We start from the raw sequence: 19,304 nt of genomic DNA on the forward strand, positions 1-19,304 counted from the left end.
ATTAGCACCGGGCTTTGTTTTTATTGATGTATAGTAATTATTTAAAAATGTTATTCAGTACAGAAGCCAGACGCAGACCACCTTTCAGCAGTTGTGTATTCAGGTCTTCAATGAATACATAATTATAACGATAGCTCAATTTAGAATCCGCTTTCGTATAGCCGTAGATTTTATCTGCCAGCAGATGAGATTCAAACATCCAGTCTGCAATACTGCCCGCCTGGTAAGATTTTACTTGCGGAGCAGGTGCAATATCCAGTGCTTTTGTATATTCTGTATAGCTAAGTTGTTGGAAATCAATTAATTGCTCGTCCCAAACCCGATGAAGGTTAGATGGATTATTAAACCAGGTCAGTGTAACCTTGTTACCTCCCTGATCCTCGTCTCTACCCACATGCAAAGGCTGGTGCATATCTCCCATCATATGAATGAGGAAAGACAATGCAAATACTTGCTGCTCTTTAGAGAGGGAACGGTTTTTCAAATCCTTGATCATGGCATTCGTCTCAGTATAAAGATTCTCGCCAGTGGCAGCCTTCAGCAGACTATCAAACTCGGCTCTTTCAATACCAGCAGGGAAATCCAGGTAATGCCATTTGTTGGTATGGTCATACTTGTGGGTGGTGTCTGACTTAATGAAGTCAGGCCAGTTAGCCACCATGGCCATACTAGTACGACCAAGAATAGCTTCTACCGCTTTGCGCGCTTGCGGTGTCAGATGGTTGTATGCAATTTCAGCAACAATACGATGCCCGTTCGGGCCCCAGGCAAAGCTGGCAATAGGTAAAAGGAAACCCAATATCAGGGCAAAAATTAATTTCTTTCTCATACAGTTTATGTCCTCGTTGAAAGACAAAGTAAAGACCTTTTTAACACTTTTGTCAGTACTTCTTTAGTATTTTTACATACTGCTCAATTATCATTTTGTTATGCCTTTTAAGATACAAGCTCCCTATGCTCCCGCTGGTGATCAGCCGGAAGCAATCAGACAATTAACGGAAGGTCTCAATACGGGTGAACAATATCAAACCCTTCTCGGTGTGACAGGTTCGGGTAAAACGTTTACAGTGGCCAATGTCATCCAAGAAGTACAAAGGCCCACATTGGTGCTGACCCACAATAAAACGCTGGTGGCCCAGCTCTATGGCGAGTTACGCCAGTTTTTCCCGGATAATGCGGTGGAGTATTTCGTATCCTATTACGATTACTACCAACCAGAAGCATACATGCCGGTAAGCGATACCTATATAGAAAAGGATCTGGCCATCAATGAGGAATTGGATAAACTCCGCCTGAAAGCCACTTCCAACCTGCTCTCCGGACGTCGCGATATCATTGTGGTGGCTTCTGTTTCCTGTATCTATGGTATGGGTAACCCAACAGATTATGAAAATGGGATTATTCGTATTCACCAGGGAATGACCATTAGTCGCAATACGTTTCTACATGGACTTGTAAACTCCCTCTATTCCCGCACTACGGGCGATTTTAACCGTGGTAACTTCCGGGTGCAGGGCGATACAGTTGATATTAACCTGCCATATGTGGATTATGGCTATAGAATAACTTTCTTCGGAGATGAAATTGAAGAGATAGAAAGCTTCGATGTGCAAAACGGTAAAAGAATCGCGAAGATTGAGAATGCAGCCATCTTCCCGGCCAACCTTTACCTCGCGCCAAAAGATATGATGCAACAGATCATCTATGAAATACAGGATGAACTGAAGGCACAAGTAGAATATTTTAAAGCCAACGGTAAACTCATAGAAGCACAACGTTTATCAGAAAGAGTCAATTACGATGTGGAAATGATTCGCGAATTGGGCTACTGTAGCGGAATTGAGAACTATTCCCGATTCCTCGACAGGCGTAATCCAGGCGCCAGACCATTCTGCTTGTTGGACTACTTCCCGAAAGATTTCCTCCTGGTAATCGATGAAAGCCACGTTACTATTCCGCAAATCGGTGGTATGTACGGAGGCGATAGATCCCGTAAACTGAACCTGGTGGAATATGGCTTCCGATTGCCGTCTGCATTGGATAACCGTCCACTGAACTTCTACGAGTTCGAAAACCTGGTGAATCAGGCGATTTTCGTGAGTGCTACCCCTGGTGAATATGAACTGAAGAAAACAGAAGGGGTCGTAGTAGAACAGGTAGTACGTCCTACTGGCCTGCTGGAGCCACCTATTGAAGTAAGACCAAGTGTCAATCAAGTAGATGATCTCCTAGATGAAATCGATAAGAGAGTGCAGAAAGGCGACCGTGTACTCGTTACTACGCTGACGAAACGTATGGCGGAGGAAATGGACAAATACCTGCAACGTATCAATGTAAAATCAAGATATATCCACTCTGAAGTGGATACCCTCGAACGTATTGAGATTCTCCGGGATCTACGTTTGGGTAATATAGATGTGCTAGTGGGTGTAAACCTGCTGAGAGAGGGACTTGACCTGCCGGAAGTGTCCTTGGTGGCCATCCTGGACGCTGATAAAGAAGGCTTCCTGCGTGATGAGCGTTCGCTGACACAGACAGCAGGACGTGCCGCAAGGAACGTAGACGGTCTGGTGATCTTCTATGCGGATAAGATGACCGATAGCATGCAGAAAACCATTGACGAAACAGATCGTCGGCGCGAAAAGCAGATGGCATATAATATTGAGCATGGTATCACGCCAAGGACTGTACGAAAAAGCAAGGAACAAATCCTTGGCCAGACGTCCGTATTGGAGATCAAGAACTTCGATGAGAATTCGCCATATGCGGTGCATGATGAAGTAACCTTGGTGGCCGAAGCAGCCATGGAAATGGCTAAATCCTCTGCCGCTGCGGTGAAGACCATCCCTCAAATGGAAAAAGCTATTTCGAAAGTGAAAAAGGATATGGAAAAAGCAGCCCGCGACCTGGATTTCATGGAAGCAGCCCGACTAAGAGACCAAATGTTTGCCATGGAAAGAGAATTACAGGAAATGAAGGCATAATTCACTTTTTTGATCCTTCGACTGTATATTTTTAATAATTCAATGCCTATATCATATATGTAATTTATTATTATATGATATAGGCATTTCTATTTCCCTTTATAATTTATTAGATATGTAATCTTTTTATTAGTAATTATTTAATATGACTTTTTTTCAAACGTAGTAGCAACTGTAACTGGATTATTTGAAATTTGTTTAGCCTCTTATTAATTTGTTATAACTTATTGATTTATAATTTAGTGAGACACGTGTCTCTCGATATTTCCATCTCTTTTCTATGCTAAACAATAAATAATATTATTATTAATTATTATATAATTGAATCTGCCCCAAATTTTAGCCGTCTTTTTCAAATTATTCTATTTTTAGGCTCTTCTATTTGACACTTTGAATTAGAAATATACTTTTATTTAAGAAATTTAAAATTCAAGTGCTATGAAGAAAAACAATTTCCAAGACTACCTACCGTTTATTTTTCTGGCAGTAGTGGCCACAATCGGAATTTTTATTCCTGCCCTCCCCTCTTATGCAGACGCCAGTAAATATAATGTGGGCGATATCGCCTGGATTCTGGTGGCTTCCTCCCTGGTTTTTCTGATGACCCCAGGTCTGTCCTTTTTCTATGGAGGCATGGTAAACCGGAAGAATGTTATTTCTACAATGGTACAAAGCTTTATTGCTACCGGGTTAATTAGTGTAGTCTGGGTAGTTGTTGGATTTAGTCTGGCATTCGGTGACTCCCATGCTGGCCTGATTGGTGACCCCTCCACCTTTTTTATGTTTAATCATGTAGGCAGCGGCGCCCCTTGGAGCCTGGCCCCTACCATCCCATTGCTATTGTTTGCCCTCTTCCAAATGAAGTTCGCTATTATTACTCCTGCACTTGTTGTAGGAGCTGTGGCAGGAAGAATTCGATTTACTTCCTATGTGCTGTTCATGGTGTTATTTAGCTTGCTCGTATATGCACCCATCGCACACTGGACATGGCATCCTAACGGTATCCTCTTCAACCTCGGCGTACTAGACTTCGCAGGAGGTACTGTCGTACATATCTCTGCTGGTTGTGCTGCCCTCGCGGGTGCCCTCGTGCTGAAGCGCAGAAAAGACCACCTTGAAAATAAAGAACTCCAGCCAGCCAATATTCCATTTGTATTGTTAGGTACTGGACTGCTCTGGTTTGGATGGTTCGGTTTCAACGCAGGTTCTGCGTTGGGCGCCAACCAACTGGCAGCAACAGCTTTCGCTACTACAAATACCGCTACTGCCGCAGCAGGACTTTCCTGGGTTTTCTTTGATGTCGTTCGTGGTCGTAAACCATCTGCACTGGGCTTCTGTATCGGAGCTGTTGTAGGACTGGTGGCCATCACCCCTGCAGCAGGTTATGTTGCTATCCCACAAAGTATTTTCATCGGATTTGCAGCGGCGATCGTTTCTAATATGATGGTACATTGGAAATCTAAAACCAGCATTGACGATACACTGGATGTATTCCCTTGTCATGGTGTAGGCGGTATGGTAGGGATGTTGCTGACTGGCATATTCGCGACCAAAGCCATTAACAGTGGCGGTAACAACGGCTGGCTGTATGGCAACTTTGAGTTGTTTAAACACCAAGTACTGGGATTATTACTGGTGGTGAGCTATAGCTTCACGGTGTCCTATGGTATCTTTAAACTCATCAACCTGATTCACCCACTCCGCGTAAGCGATGATGAAGAATCACTTGGTCTCGATACCACACAGCACAATGAAAGCTATCACCCTGCATTGATGACGGTAGATGATGCCGGTGCGCTGAAAGAAAACGAATTAGTACATCAATGAAACGTACCTGCTATCATAGCAAATGAATTTAAATTCCTAGAACCCGATATTTATCAATTTTATTAGAACGTATTCGTTTATGCGATAACGTTAGAAGAATCTGGAATGGATAGTTAACGCAGGAAGCCTTCAAGGTGGAACTGCCATGATAGGCTTGGTTAGCTATCCGTTCCTTCTATTATCAATATGCACGTTACTTTCAATACCTGTATGACGATGTAGCTTATTTCACACTTGCAATAAAGTACGCACGCATCCCCAAAACAACACAGAAAAGGCAGCATTTCATTCTTACCATTTTATCAACCAAATCAAAAGTAAATGAAACGAATGCTATTCACCTTATTCGCGACAGGCAGCTTATTGTCTGCCTATTCTCAAACTACTACTGATACTACATCCGTTCCAGCATTTAAGCTTTCCGGCTCAGCGGATGTATACTACAAGTACAACCTGAATGGTAACAACACGGATAATAAAACCAGCTTCACCAATTCTCACAATTCTTTTGAGCTGGGAATGGTTTCCCTCAAAGTAGAACACGGATTTAAAAAAGGAAGTATAGTGGCTGATCTGGGGTTCGGCAAACGTGCGGGAGAATTCTCTTACAACGATGCCCCTGGCTCCTCTAATGGTTTAGCGATGGCAATCAAACAACTGTTTGTCTCCTATCAACTAACTGATAAAATCAAACTAACAATGGGAAGTTATGCTACCCATATAGGTTATGAATTGGTGGATGCCTATCTCAATCGGAACTACAGTATGAGTTATATGTTTAGCTATGGGCCGTTTTTTCATACAGGTGTAAAAGCGGATGTGGCGTTGTCTTCTTCTCTAAGTGCGATGGTTGGCATATTTAATCCGACAGATTTGAAGTCTGCTTCTCTCAATGGACATAAGTATATAGGCGCGCAGTTGGGATTTGCGCCTGCAGCAGTGCCAATAAAACTATACTTGAATTACTTGGAAGGGAAAGATACCAGCAATGTCCAGCATCATCAAGTAGACGTAGTTGCTACCTATCAGTTTACAAAAAGATTTGGACTAGGATATAATGGTACTTACAGCACTTATATGAATGCTAAGCCGAAAGGGGAATCGGATGCTAATGCCAACTGGTGGGGTTCTGCGCTATATGTCAATGCGGATTTTTCAGATAAATTGGGGCTTACACTTCGGGGTGAATATTTTAGTGATAAAGATGGTGTGAAAGTATTTGCGGGTCGCCCTGTTGGTGGTAATATTGTAGCTGGAACATTGTCGTTTAATTACAAGTCAGGAAACCTAACATTAATTCCTGAATTCAGATTGGATAAGTCTTCTGTGGATTTATTCAATAAACAAGACGGTGCGCCGACAACCGTAACTGCGAATGTTTTGTTTGCGGCTGTTTATCATTTTTAGTGCTTACTTTCTTTTGAAAATATATACCCTGCAGGTACAACCGTGCCTGTAGGGCTTTTGTTTATTATCGCTGATACACATCTTCTTAACAATTATTATCTTGCTAAAAATTAATACGAAACATGTTACAGTCCTCCACGTTGAAGTTCCTCCGTGCACTCAAACAACACAACGACAAGCCTTGGTTTGATGAGCATCGCGAAGAATACCTGGCAGCAAAGACAGACTTTGAAACGATGGTCCAGCAGATTATTGATGGACTACAGAAACAGGATCCATCCATGAGTGGGCTACAGGTCAAAGACTGCGTGTTCAGAATTTATAAGGATGTTCGCTTTTCGAAGGATAAGACACCTTACAAAACGAATATGGCTGCCTCCTTCCAGGCAGGTGGAAAGAAGTCGCCATTAGCGGGCTACTATTTTCATCTGGAGCCAGGAGGGCATAGTATGGCCGGCGGCGGTCTATGGATGCCCGCTGCACCGGAACTAAAAAAAGTACGTCAGGAAATAGATTATAATTTCGAGGAATTCGAAAGTATAATCTCCAATAAGGAATTCATCAAGCATTTCGGGAAAATAGAAGGGGAATCCCTCAAAACGGCACCTCAGGGCTACCAACCAGATAATCCTGCCATAGCTTATCTGAAGCTTAAAAGTCTGGTGGTATCACATGCTGTGTCGGATGAGGCGGTTGTTCAACCCGCTACGGTAAGAGATATTTTAAAATCTTTCTCCCTGATGCAGCCATTGCTGCAATTTATTAACCGGGCAATGGACTAGTTTCCTGCCCGGTTTACCGGCTTTTAAGTTTTTCACTGTTCCTTTCGGCTCAAAAGTCGGTAAACCGGTAAAGTTTTTAGTTTTTGTGAATCAGAAACTCAAAAGGACGCGCCTTCCTGTTCTTCAAAAGGTTTTCCTTATCAGAACGCGTATGCGCAAATTTCTGATTATAAACGTTTGCTACTTCGATAATTGGAATAATGCCATCCAATGTATCCTGCTGATCAACAATATTCATGATCCGGGATACTTGGGAGGAGAAATTGGTACTCCACTCTTCGGTAAACTTGTGCATCAACAAAAGCTCGCGATTGGTGTTGGTTTTCATAGGACTTAAGGGTGTTTTTCTGTTAGATAATAGCGAAAAAACATCACACTCTCTCTCTAAAATCGGACAACTCTAAATCAGTTTAGCTGGCATAGGATTATTAATTCCAAAATTCAATTTTATCCAGCAGAAATCAATACTACTTCCGTGTAATTTTTACATGTTATGTGTTATCCTTCTGTAAAATTGCATAAAAAAAAGCAAGCGATAATACGCTTGCTTTTAATGTTTTATAGATGATATTTCGTATATCCGTATACGGTATTCTGATACATGACATTAGATATTAAGGTCAGGGTATCGAACGGACCCATATTATAACCAGTTTTTAGCTAACAGGTACTCTGCAATCTGTACCGCGTTGGTAGCAGCACCTTTACGCAGGTTATCCGCTACTATCCACATGTTCACGGTTTTCGGCTGGGTTTCATCGCGGCGGATACGACCTACAAATACCTCATCTTTATCGTGGGCATCTTTCGGCATTGGATATTCTGCTTTCGCAGGATTATCCACTACAATCACACCAGGCGTTTTTGCCAGCAGGGAACGGATATCGCTCAATTCGTATTCCTTATCAAATTCGATGTTTACCGCTTCACTATGACCGCCCATTACTGGAATTCGTACGGTGGTTGCCGTTACAAGGATATGGTCATCTCCCATAATCTTCTTCGTCTCGTTTACCATCTTCATTTCCTCTTTCGTATAGCCGTTATCGAGAAATACGTCGATCTGCGGAATAACGTTGAGGTCAATTGGATATGCATAAGCCATTTCTCCCTGGATACCTTGTCTTTCGTTCATTAACTGGGTAACAGCTTTTACACCGGTACCGGTTACAGACTGGTAGGTAGAAACAACTACTCTTTTGATTTTGTATTGTTCATGCAGCGGTTTCAGTACCAACACCATCTGAATAGTAGAACAGTTAGGGTTGGCAATGATTTTATCTTCAGGAGTCAATGCATCACCATTTACTTCTGGAACTACTAGTTTTTTGGTAGGGTCCATTCTCCATGCGCTGGAGTTGTCAATAACAGTGATACCTGCCGCTGCAAATTTAGGAGCCCATTCCAGGGAAGTGCTACCACCAGCAGAGAAGATCGCTACATTTGGCTTCATGGCAATTGCCGTTTCTGCATTAACCACCTTATAGCTCTTGCCCTTAAATGTTACTTCCTTACCTACTGACTTCTCAGAAGCCACTGGAATCAATTCTGTGACAGGAAAATTCCTCTCTGTCAACACCTGTAACATTTTTGAGCCTACCAGTCCGGTAGCTCCTACTACGGCAACTTTCATTTTATTTTACATTTTAAAATTTAGGAAGTCAAAATTAATATATCGGCCTCTCTTTTCATAATCTCTAGCCGCTTTTATTCTGACATTAACATCCACTAAAGGAATTCATGGTAAATGACAGGTAAATTCATGTCCCTTTAAATATTTTTATCATGTTATCTGCCATTGTTTGTGGGGCCATGTCACTGGCCATTCCCCGACCCGTATCTGACACCATATTGCCTGCTATTCATGATGTTATTTTTCATGAAATTATGGCCAAACCTTCTCCAGTTAAGGGATTGCCGGCTGTGGAGTACATTGAATTGTACAACCGTAATCCTGCGCCCGTATTACTAAAAAACTGTATACTAGCGGTGAATAAACGAGAAGTAACGCTTCCAAATATTGTTCTTCCACCTGCAGGCATATTACTGTTGTGCAATAGCTCCGCAATAGACAGCTTTATTGCGCCACTAATTGCAGGCATTGATAAATGGCCTTCCATCCCCGATGATACCGGGCTGCTGGTGCTTTATAGCAGCAGCCGAAAGGTATTGCATGCCGTGAATTATAATAAATCCTGGTATGGCCGGGCAGATCGTGCTAATGGTGGATATAGCCTGGAAATGATAAATACCGCTATTCCATGTGTAGGTAAATCCAATTGGTGCGCTAGCACCGCTATAGCAGGTGGTACGCCAGGCCTTGTCAATGCTGTTGCCAGCGATTGGGATGATAAAGCCCAACCGGATCTCTTATTTTCCGGTGTTCTTGATAAAAATACGCTCTTACTCACTTTTGCCCAGTCAATCGACAGTGTAGCAGCCGCAGATATAGCCCGATTTAAACTAATAGATCAGACCTCCGGCCAAACATTCCTGCCGGTATCAGTGATAGTGCCGCCGCCATTATTTAATACCGTTCGGCTTCAGATGGGGCAGCCGTTGGAACCAGGTCATCATTATTCCATCCTGGCAGCAGGGATCCACAACTGCCAGGGCCTGGAAAGTAACTACCGATCTCTTGAAACGGGATGGCCCGATTTGCCTGTTGCGGGAGGAGTTGTGATTAGCGAGATACTATTCCATCCCCCTGCCACCTATCCCTCCTTTATAGAGGTCAGGAATCTTTCTACGACACCCATTGATTTGAAATCGCTACGGCTTCAAAATTTGCGGGCAGATGGGCGTGTGGACGCGCCCAAACCCCTCAGCACGGATAGCCGCCTGCTATTGCCAGGGCATTGTGTCGCCCTAACCAACGATCCACAACGCCTATGTAGCCGCTACATATGCCGGGACCCCACCAGCTTGCAGGAAACAACCCTACCCACTACCTATGTCGGGGAAGGTACCTTACGCTTATTACGTACAGATTCGCTACTGCTGGATGAAATCAGCTATAATGAAAACTGGCATTTCCCCCTTTTAACCGACAGCGAAGGGGCTTCACTGGAACGAATTACATTTGGGCACCCTGCCACCGGGGCGGCCGATTGGGAATCGACCGCCGGGACTTACGGGTATGCTACTCCTGGATGGATACCGGAGCAACAAACCGATAGCGATGCAGTTATTTTTCAGAATTTAACACCTGTTTTTACCCCGGAAAATAACGCCGGAATCAGCTTGGCGAAATGTAATTATAACCTGGGGAACCAGCAATGGGTTGGAAATGCATGGATATATGATGTAACAGGGAGGCCTATACGTACTTTGGCAAGGAATATGCTTCTGTCGGGCAAGGGTTTTCTGACTTGGGATGGATATGATGAAAAAAAAGTACTTTTGCCGGCAGGTGTTTATATATTTTTAATCGAAATATTTAGCCTCAAAGGCCATACCCGGCGCTGGAAGCAGCCTGTGGTTTTGGCAAAAACCTTGAATTGAACCGGCCTTCTGACAATTAGCGCTTTTGATGGTAAATTTTGTCAGCAGGCATTCTATTAATAATTATTTATATTTGCGCTTCCTAAAAATTTGAACATGCAGTACAGAGAAATTGTTGCAGTAACCGGATTGGGCGGTTTGTTTCAGTTAGTAGCCAGCAAACAAGATGGCGCCATCGTTAGGTCACTGGAAGATAAAAGCACTAGGTTTGTGTCTTCCCGCGTGCATAATTTTACTCCACTGGAAAGTATTGAAGTTTTTACCACCGGCGAAAACGTAAACCTGGCAGAAGTTTTCAAAGCCATGGATGAAAAAGCTGCAGCCTTCCCTCCACTAGATGGAAAAGCTGATAACAATACTATTAAAGCCTATTTCAAGAATGTATACCCTGAATTCGACGAAGAAAGAGTATACGTGAGCGATATGAAGAAAATGGTTAAATGGTTTGGCATTCTCAAATCAAATGACCTGTTGAAATTTGAGGAAATACTGGCTCAGGAAAATGGAGAAGAAGAAGCTGCGGAAGAAGTAGCTGCTGCTCCTGCTCCGGAGAAAAAGAAAAAAGCTGCTGCTGCAGAAGCTCCAGCCGCTGAAACTGAAGCAGAAGAAAAACCTAAAAAGCCTCGCGCTAAGAAAGCTGCGAAAGCGGAAGAAGGTGAAGAAGCTGCAGAAGAAAAACCAAAAAAAGCTGCTAAAGCTAAAAAAGAAGAAGCTGCTGAAGGTGAAGAACCTAAAAAAGCCGCTAAACCTCGCAAAAAGAAAACCGAAGAGTAATCTCCGGGATTTTAACATAACAATTATTCCAGGCCGCCTTTGGGAAGCCTGGAATTTTTTATTTTAGTAAGATGAAGAACTTAAGCGCAGATATAAAAAAACTCCCCCGCCAATTTCTCCCGGAGGATTTCCAGGTAACTACCTGGGATACATTGCAGCCCTATTTTGAAGCACTGCAACAAAGACCCATCAATAACGTACAGGAACTGGAAAAATGGCTCCACGACATCAGTGAATTGGAAGCCGTTATCAGTGAAGATGCCTGCTGGCGCCAGATCCGCATGACCTGCGATACAACGGATAAATCCCTCGAAGAAGCATTCGCCTACTTCTGTATGGAAATCCAACCCAAATTGCAGCCATACGCTGATGCCCTCAACAGGAAATTCCTGGAAAATCCACATGTAAAAGAACTGGACCAGGATCTGTATAAAACGTATATCCGTAACGTTGATAAGCAGATTAAACTCTTCCGCGAAGAGAATATCCCTCTCCAAGCTGAGTTGAGCGTGATGGCACAACAATACGGCGCTATCTCCGGTAAACAAACAATTACTGTCAACGGTCAGGAATATACCCTGCAACAAGCGGCAAAATTCCTCCAGAACAGCGACCGCGCCCTAAGAGAAGAAGTATATACACATACCGGCAATCGCCGATTGGAAGATCGCGAGGCGCTCGATAAACTGTACTCCGAACTCATTTCAAAACGCGACCAAGTCGCTAAGAATGCAGGTTTCGAGAATTACCGCGATTATAAATTCGTTGAATTAGGAAGATTCGACTACACGAAAGAAGACTGCTTCCAGTTTCATGAAGCGGTGAAAACACATATCGTTCCGCTGGTGAAAGATATCCTGGAAAAACAACGCCAGAAACTGGAATTGGATAAACTCCGTCCATGGGATACAGAAGCGGAGCCTGTAGGTGTAAAACCACTGGAACCATTCCACACCGGGGAAGAACTAGTGGATAAAGCGATAAAAACTTTCGATGAACTGGGACCTTTCTTTGGTAACTGTCTCCGCGTGATGAAACAAATGCAGCGCCTGGACCTGGAAAGCCGTAAAGGGAAAGCCCCTGGTGGTTATAACTGTCCACTCGCTGAAACTGGCGTGCCTTTCATCTTTATGAATGCTGCCGGCCAAATGAGAGATCTGACCACGATGGTACATGAAGGTGGACACGCCGTACATTCCTTCCTTAGCCATAAACTGGCTTTGAGTGCCTTTAAGGAATATCCAATGGAAATTGCGGAAGTGGCCAGCATGAGTATGGAACTCTTTACCATGGACCATTGGCATATTTTCTTCGACAACGAAGAAGAACTACGCCGGGCAAAACAGCAACAACTGGAGAGATCTATCACCATCTTCCCATGGATTGCTACTATTGATAAGTTCCAACATTGGATCTACGAAAATCCACAACATACCGCGGAACAACGTACTGCCAAATGGAATGAAATCCAGGAAGAATTCTCCCCTGCTGTGGTTAACTGGGCCGGTCTGGAGGAATTCCGCGCGACCGCTTGGCAACGTCAACTGCATCTCTTTGAAGTACCGTTCTATTATATCGAATATGGTATCGCTCAATTAGGCGCTATTGGTATGTGGAAACAGTATAAAGAAAACCCGCAGCAAGCACTAGACAACTACGTACAGGCGTTGAGTTTAGGTAACACCAAAACTCTACCGGAACTGTATAAGGCTGCTGGTCTTAAATTCGATTTCTCCCCGGCTTATGTGAAAGAATTGGCCGACTTCCTAAAAGTAGAAATGGATAAAATCGGTTAAAAGAAAATGAAACATAGGCTGCACAAGCCCAAAACAAAAAAAATGCGCCTGATGGCGCATTTTTTTATGAATAAATAGGTCCTATTGTTCTATTTGAAAAGGTGGTTATTTGCAAGATTTACAAACCCCGCTTACAACCACTTCCACATTATTAGCGGCAAAGCCTTTAGGCAACTGAATTTCCGGAATATTGGTGTCATCCAGGCAGATCGTGTTACCACAAGCCTCACATTTAAAATGGACGTGATGATCGTGGTGATGATGTTCCGTACATTCTGATTTACATACCGCATATCTTACGGATGTATCTGTAGTAGGGATTCTATGGATGATACCTTTATCCAGGAATGTTTGCAGGGTCCGATAAACGGTAACCCGGTCAAACGATTTGCCTGCCAGCTTCTCAAAATCACTATGTTCAAGGGCGCCATTACTCTTCATGAACAGCTCCAGGATTTTAGTCCTTGTTTCTGTCACACTCAGCTTGCTATCTTTCAGTAAGGCAGCGATCCGTTCTGTTATTTGTTGCTTGTTGCCCATGATTAAAAATCTTTATTCTCCCATTAATCGGTCAATGTCTGCAATGAGCTTGTAAACATCTTTCTCTTTGGTACCTTCATACAGACCTCTGATTTGTCCTTGTTTATCCACCAGGGCAAACCACTGGGTATGTACAAAGTCTTCGTCGCCACTAGGAGTGCCGTCATCTACCAGGTAGCCCTGACGCGCCAGGCGATATAAATCTTTCTTATCTCCTGTCAGAAACCACCAGTTTTTATCATCTGCACCATGTTTGGCGGCATAGGCTTTCAATACAGGCACGCTGTCGTGCTCCGGATCTACGGTATGCGACAGAATGAGAAAATTCGGATTATCCTTGTATTTCGCGTATACCTTTTCCATGTTGGCATTCATTTTTGGGCAGATACCGGTACAAGTAGTGAAAAAGTATTCCGATACATAAATTTTTCCTTTAACATCTTCCTGGGTTCTCGTTTTCCCCGTCTGATCCGTAAAAGAAAAGCCTGGAACAGTATGACCGGGAGCGCCCAAAATAGGCAGTTTTTCCACTCCTAAGAATGTACCTCTCTCCCCTTTAATCACATATCCGGCATATCCTAGAAATGCCACACTCAATACCACAAAGAATATTATAAGTCCTTTTGTTTTACCTGACATAGCCGTTACTTCTAAAGTTTAGTTCAATATGCAAAGGTAGCACATAGTTGAGAGATGCCCAGCACCTCTTACCATCTACCCCCCTTTTTAACAAAATCTGAAAAAAAATATCCCATAATTTTGCAACGTTGTTGCAAAATTACATAGTTTTGTCCGGCTGAAATAATTAAATATGCTGGAACGATTGATATCCAGGCTCAACCTGGATGCCCTGGGCATAGGAGCTTCGCTGCTGTGTGCGGTACATTGTGCCCTCCTGCCGCTATTGATAACGGTTATTCCCCTGCTGGGAACCAGTTTGACGGGCCATGGCCTGGGAGAATACATGCTGCTGGGAACTTCCTTTGTAATTGGATGTATTGCCCTGGGCAGAGGGTATTATTATCGTCACCGGCACTTATTACCATTGGTGCTATTTTCCTTGGGCTTTGCACTCCTCATGGCCGGGCATTTTATACCCGCTATACACGACTGGGAGCTGCTGATCATCGCCATAGGGGCGATGGCTATTATTGCTGCGCATTGGCTGAATATCCGCCATTGTAGGAATTGTACTGTGCATAAACCTTCCAATACCGCCAACTAAAAAGTCTTACATATGAAAAAGTTACCAGTAACGGTGCTGAGTGGATTTCTCGGCGCAGGGAAAACTACTGTCCTTAACCATGTGCTGCATAACCGCGAAAACCTACGTGTGGCGGTCATCGTCAACGATATGAGCGAAGTCAATATCGATGCACAATTAGTGAAAAATGAACAGGTACTTCATAAAACGGAGGAGAAGTTAGTGGAGCTCAGCAACGGTTGTATCTGTTGCACCCTGCGCGAAGATCTACTTAAAGAAGTAGAGAAACTCGCGGCGGAAAACCGGTTCGATTACCTGCTGATAGAATCTACCGGCATTTCTGAACCCATTCCGGTGGCACAAACTTTCTGTTACCAGGATGAAGCCAATGGTATTGACTTGAGTGCAATCAGTCAGTTAGATACCATGGTGACAGTGGTAGATGCCAGACATTTCCTGAAAGATTACAATAGCACGGAATTGTTGATGGATAAGGGTTTGACAGGGGAAGACGACATGCGCACTATCGTCAATTTGCTCACTGATCAGGTGGAATGTGCAGATGTTATTCTGTTGAATAAATGTGACCTCGTTGAAAAAGGGCAGTTAGGAGTCCTGAAATCAATGCTGCGCAAGCTGAATAGCAATGCAAAAATTATAGAAACAGTGTTCGGAAAGGTTCCATTGAAAGAAATTCTCCACACTGGACTTTTTGATTTTGAGACCACCTCCCAAAGTGCCGGCTGGCAGGCAGAACTGGAATCAGAGCATGTGCCGGAAACAGAAGAATACGGCATTTCTTCATTTGTTTTTCGGAGTCGCCTCCCCTTTCACCCAGAACGTTTTTGGAATTATATCAATGAAGAATGGCCAGGAAACGTCATTCGGAGTAAAGGACTTTTCTGGCTGGCATCCCGCCCAGAAGTGGCGGTGAACTGGAGTCAGGCCGGAGGCGCTGTACGCGCGGAAAAAGCAGGTTACTGGTGGTGTGCTATTCCCAGGAATCGTTGGCAAGTAGATCAGGAAACGGTGGATATGATCACAACTCGATGGGATGACCGCTTCGCTGATAGATATAATGAATTGGTCATCATTGGTCAGTTTTTAGACGAGAAGAAAATTGTTTCGGAGCTAAATAACTGTCTCTGTAATGAGCGGGAAGTGGCGCTGTACCTACAGGGATCGACTTTTAAAGATCCTTTTTTGTTCGATTGATTTAGGTTGGTCTAAAAAATAATTGAAGCAAATTTAAATCTGTAATATAGTTTTGTGAAAAATTAGCTTCGGAAGTCTAAACATTTGTTACTATCCAATACCCTGTTTTCAAACATGAATAATATGATCTGAAGATGAAACGATTTTTTACTGTTCTGTATTTACAATGTATGGCTTTAGTCGCCTGGAGCCAACAATCGACAATTAAAGGAAAAGTTACCGCCGATGGTAAACCCTTACAATTCGCTACTGTGGCTATTCCTGCACTACATATCGGTACAGTGACGGATGCGGCAGGAAGTTTTGCCCTGGTAGTGAAACCAGGAACGCATGAAATAACGATTTCTATGATGGGCTACCAGAGCCGATCTATGAAACATACCATTAAGGAGTCTGTACATACGCTGGGGGAAATTGCCCTGGCAGAAGACTTGTCTAAATTAAATGAAATAGTGGTAACGGGCGTTTCTAGGAATACGGCGGTACGCCGAAATCCTGTACCCATAGCGGTTTTGGGCCGTAAGGAAATGAATATGCAGGTAAGTAGCAACCTGGTAGATGCCATTGTGAAAGGTGTTCCGGGCATCAGCGCGGTGACTACCGGACCTAATATTTCCAAACCCTTTATTCGCGGACTGGGTTACAATCGTGTACTCACCTTGTTCGATGGCCTTCGCCAAGAAGGACAACAATGGGGCGATGAACACGGCATCGAAATAGATCAGTATGGCGTATCCCGCGCAGAGGTGGTGAAAGGCCCTGCAAGTCTTACCTATGGCTCCGATGCACTCGCTGGCGTTATTAATATCATCCCCGATATTCCTACAGGTCCGCAGGGAAAATTGAAAGGAAATTTCCTCACGGATTACCAAACGAATAACGGGTTAATTGGTAGTTCACTGGGATTGAGTTTAACGCAAAACGATTGGAAATACGCCTTGCGCGGCTCTATGCGTACTGCGCATAATTACCGCAATCCGGTAGACGGATATGTATACGGTACTGCATTTCGGGAATACAATCTCTCTGGTCTCGCTCATCTGAATAAAAAATGGGGATCTGCACAGTTTGGGGCTACCTTATACGATAACACACAGGAAATTCCCGACGGTAGTCGCGATTCCCTCACGCGGAAATTTACCCGCCAGGTATTAGAAGGCGATGAAGATGATATCCGTGATCGGCCTATCGTACCCGTGTCGGCCCTAAAAACTTATACGATTAATCCACTTCATCAGCATATTCAGCATTACAGGCTGTACAACAGAAGCATGCTGCATTTGGGTGGCGGTGAACTGACCGGTACTATTGGCTTTCAACAAAGTATAAGAAGAGAATATAACCATCCTATTTATCCCTCACAGCCAGGGCTATACGTAGTTTTGAATACCTTAAACTATGACCTGCGTTATAATCTGCCTGCATTGGCTGGAATCGAAACCGCTGTTGGTGTTAACGGAATGTACCAGGTGAATAAAAGCAAGGATGCTACTGCTTTCCCAATCCCCGACTACAAACTGTTTGACATCGGTGGATTCTTTTTTGCCCGGAAATCGTTCGGAAAACTGGATTTATCTGGAGGACTGCGTTATGATACGCGACATATCCGTTGGAATGATTTCTATGTGGCCACCAATACGCATACCGGGATGGATTATCACGCCCTGGATACAACTGGTGCCAATCTCCAGTTTCCGGCGTTCCGTCACAATTATACAGGCGTTTCCGGAAGTCTTGGGCTGACTTATAATATCAGTGAACGGGTGCTGCTGAAAGGGAATGTCGCCAGAGGCTACCGTGCGCCGAATATTACTGAAATTGGCTCCAATGGCTTAGATCCGGGAGCGCATATCGTTTACCTGGGCAACAGGAGTTTCAAACCTGAATTCAGTTTGCAGGAAGATGTAGGATTCCTAGCGTATCTGCCGGATATGGATATCAGCGTAGAATTATTCAACAATAATATCCAGAATTATATCTATCAGGCAAGGCTATACGATGAATCAGGCAATCCGGTCGTAATTGTGCCTGGGAACGTTACCTATAGTTATCAACAGTCAAAGGCCCGCTTGTATGGCGCAGAAGCTTCGTTGAACCTGCATCCCCGTAGGTGGTCATGGTTTAATTGGAATAACAGTATCGCCTATACGGAAGGTCTGAATAAGAATAATGCATTGATAGACAGATATGGGGAGACGGCCCGTTATCTACCTTTTATACCGCCCATGCATATACGTTCTGATATCAAGCTGAGCGCAACGGGTACCTGGAAATGTTTCAGTAAGTCCTTCGTTCGGGGCGGTGTGGATATTTATGCGGCACAATCGCACTTCTATGGTGTGGATGATACCGAAACCTATACGGCCGGTTATACGCTGGTGAATGCTGGCGCGGGTACCACCATTGTTAACAAGCGCTCCAAGCCTTTGTTTGAGCTTTTGGTACAGGCAGATAACCTGTTCGACAAAGCGTACCAGGCTAGTATGAATCGATTGAAGTACTTTGAGTATTACAGTGCATCACCCAACGGACGTTTGGGGATCTACAATATGGGGAGGAATGTGAGTATGAAAGTGATTGTACCTTTTTAATCAGAGATTGAACCCTATCTTTATACCCAGTTGTAGGCTTGGGAGTATGCTAACCAGGTGTCCATCATTTTCGTTGATGGTGTTATTATCTCCTTGATGGAAAGTAACATATTGGTATACTTTTCCGCGTATTCCCAGGCCTACGAAGGGATCCAGAATGAGTTTATCCTTGCGGAACTGTCGCCCCAACAGTATTTGCAATGCGTACACCTCTTTATGGCCTGTATTGGTAAACTGCACATTATTAAATGTAACATCTTCATGTGGATAGAAGACCTTCTTAAAGAGCAGTACAGGTTCGAAATAAGTGCCTGTGGCGCTGCTGCTCACCTCCCGGCCAAATGGATAGAAGCGGATTCCTGCTCTAAATCCGAGGCCCCTTCCGTCTACAAACTGTTCTGTGCTGATATCTGGTTTTTTCTGTCCGAAGTCGATTTTCTTGGCCAGTAAGTAGTCTGGGTAATCTGTATATATACCGCTAATACCCAGTTCAATGCTGATTTTCTCAGAGATTTCCTGCTCCAAATACACATCCAGCTCATTGATGAGTGTAGCTGGGTTTACCTTGATATAGGTATTTCTATGAAAGGATTTTTGATCCTGGGCATAGGAAACAGCCATGCAGCACAACATCAGCCAGGATATCAGCAGGGTCTTTTTCATAAACAGTTGAAGGGTTA

16 protein-coding genes are annotated in these 19,304 nt (G+C 43.7%); 10 read left to right on the plus strand and 6 right to left on the minus strand.

Annotation, left to right across the window (positions count from 1 at the left end; genetic code table 11):
* Positions 1–37: 37 nt before the first annotated feature.
* The gene (locus JO154_RS19840; RefSeq protein WP_291948750.1) at positions 38–829 is read right to left on the minus strand and encodes a S1/P1 nuclease; all 792 of its coding nucleotides are present in this window, start codon (positions 827–829) and stop codon (positions 38–40) included.
* Between the two features lie 100 nt (positions 830–929).
* On the opposite strand from JO154_RS19840, the gene uvrB reads away from it, so the two are divergent.
* The 4 genes from uvrB to JO154_RS19860 all read left to right on the plus strand — a co-directional run bounded on the left by uvrB (position 930) and on the right by JO154_RS19860 (position 7,000).
* Complete coding sequence (uvrB, locus tag JO154_RS19845) at positions 930–2,984, plus strand: excinuclease ABC subunit UvrB (RefSeq protein WP_291948752.1); 2,055 nt, start codon at positions 930–932, stop codon at positions 2,982–2,984.
* A 438-nt stretch (positions 2,985–3,422) separates the two neighbouring features.
* Positions 3,423–4,811 (plus strand): ammonium transporter, encoded by a 1,389-nt coding sequence (locus JO154_RS19850; protein WP_291948754.1) that lies wholly within the window; start codon positions 3,423–3,425, stop codon positions 4,809–4,811.
* A gap of 321 nt (positions 4,812–5,132) precedes the next feature.
* Positions 5,133–6,218: a porin gene (locus JO154_RS19855; RefSeq protein WP_291948756.1), complete on the plus strand. Its 1,086-nt coding sequence runs from the start codon at positions 5,133–5,135 to the stop codon at positions 6,216–6,218.
* 122 nt (positions 6,219–6,340) lie between these two features.
* Positions 6,341–7,000, plus strand: coding sequence for a DUF2461 domain-containing protein (locus JO154_RS19860; protein ID WP_291948758.1), 660 nt, complete (start codon positions 6,341–6,343; stop codon positions 6,998–7,000).
* Between the two features lie 76 nt (positions 7,001–7,076).
* Here JO154_RS19860 and JO154_RS19865 read toward each other — a convergent pair whose 3' ends face one another.
* Together JO154_RS19865 and JO154_RS19870 are read right to left on the minus strand one after the other, a co-directional pair.
* Positions 7,077–7,328: a hypothetical protein gene (locus JO154_RS19865; RefSeq protein WP_111594566.1), complete on the minus strand. Its 252-nt coding sequence runs from the start codon at positions 7,326–7,328 to the stop codon at positions 7,077–7,079.
* 315 nt (positions 7,329–7,643) lie between these two features.
* The gene (locus JO154_RS19870; RefSeq protein WP_291948763.1) at positions 7,644–8,633 is read right to left on the minus strand and encodes an aspartate-semialdehyde dehydrogenase; all 990 of its coding nucleotides are present in this window, start codon (positions 8,631–8,633) and stop codon (positions 7,644–7,646) included.
* A 152-nt stretch (positions 8,634–8,785) separates the two neighbouring features.
* Between JO154_RS19870 and JO154_RS19875 the strand changes: the two genes are divergently transcribed.
* The 3 genes from JO154_RS19875 to JO154_RS19885 all read left to right on the plus strand — a co-directional run bounded on the left by JO154_RS19875 (position 8,786) and on the right by JO154_RS19885 (position 13,074).
* Positions 8,786–10,504 carry a hypothetical protein gene (locus JO154_RS19875; RefSeq protein ID WP_291948767.1) on the plus strand — a complete coding sequence of 573 codons (1,719 nt, stop codon included), beginning with the start codon at positions 8,786–8,788 and terminating at the stop codon, positions 10,502–10,504.
* Between the two features lie 96 nt (positions 10,505–10,600).
* Entirely contained in the window at positions 10,601–11,278 is a 678-nt protein-coding gene (locus tag JO154_RS19880) for a DUF5606 domain-containing protein (protein ID WP_291948769.1), read from the plus strand.
* 71 nt (positions 11,279–11,349) lie between these two features.
* Positions 11,350–13,074, plus strand: coding sequence for a M3 family oligoendopeptidase (locus JO154_RS19885; RefSeq protein ID WP_291948771.1), 1,725 nt, complete (start codon positions 11,350–11,352; stop codon positions 13,072–13,074).
* A 105-nt stretch (positions 13,075–13,179) separates the two neighbouring features.
* On the opposite strand, the gene JO154_RS19890 is transcribed toward JO154_RS19885, so the two are convergent.
* A complete protein-coding gene (locus JO154_RS19890) occupies positions 13,180–13,614 on the minus strand; it encodes a transcriptional repressor (protein WP_291948773.1) in 435 nt (144 codons plus the stop codon).
* 12 nt (positions 13,615–13,626) lie between these two features.
* Positions 13,627–14,253: an SCO family protein gene (locus JO154_RS19895; protein WP_291948775.1), complete on the minus strand. Its 627-nt coding sequence runs from the start codon at positions 14,251–14,253 to the stop codon at positions 13,627–13,629.
* Positions 14,254–14,425: 172 nt separating this feature from the next.
* On the opposite strand from JO154_RS19895, the gene JO154_RS19900 reads away from it, so the two are divergent.
* The 3 genes from JO154_RS19900 (at position 14,426) to JO154_RS19910 (ending at position 18,624) form a co-directional block, all read left to right on the plus strand.
* Positions 14,426–14,839, plus strand: a complete 414-nt coding sequence (locus JO154_RS19900; RefSeq protein WP_291948776.1) for a MerC domain-containing protein — start codon at positions 14,426–14,428, stop codon at positions 14,837–14,839.
* A gap of 12 nt (positions 14,840–14,851) precedes the next feature.
* Positions 14,852–16,033: a GTP-binding protein gene (locus tag JO154_RS19905; protein WP_291948778.1), complete on the plus strand. Its 1,182-nt coding sequence runs from the start codon at positions 14,852–14,854 to the stop codon at positions 16,031–16,033.
* Between the two features lie 170 nt (positions 16,034–16,203).
* The gene (locus JO154_RS19910) at positions 16,204–18,624 is read left to right on the plus strand and encodes a TonB-dependent receptor (RefSeq protein ID WP_291948780.1); all 2,421 of its coding nucleotides are present in this window, start codon (positions 16,204–16,206) and stop codon (positions 18,622–18,624) included.
* Here JO154_RS19910 and JO154_RS19915 read toward each other — a convergent pair whose 3' ends face one another.
* The gene (locus JO154_RS19915) at positions 18,625–19,287 is read right to left on the minus strand and encodes a hypothetical protein (protein ID WP_291948782.1); all 663 of its coding nucleotides are present in this window, start codon (positions 19,285–19,287) and stop codon (positions 18,625–18,627) included.
* Between the last annotated feature and the right edge of the window lie 17 nt (positions 19,288–19,304).

The organism is Chitinophaga sp. (genome assembly GCF_019236475.1).
Taxonomy (GTDB): domain Bacteria; phylum Bacteroidota; class Bacteroidia; order Chitinophagales; family Chitinophagaceae; genus Chitinophaga.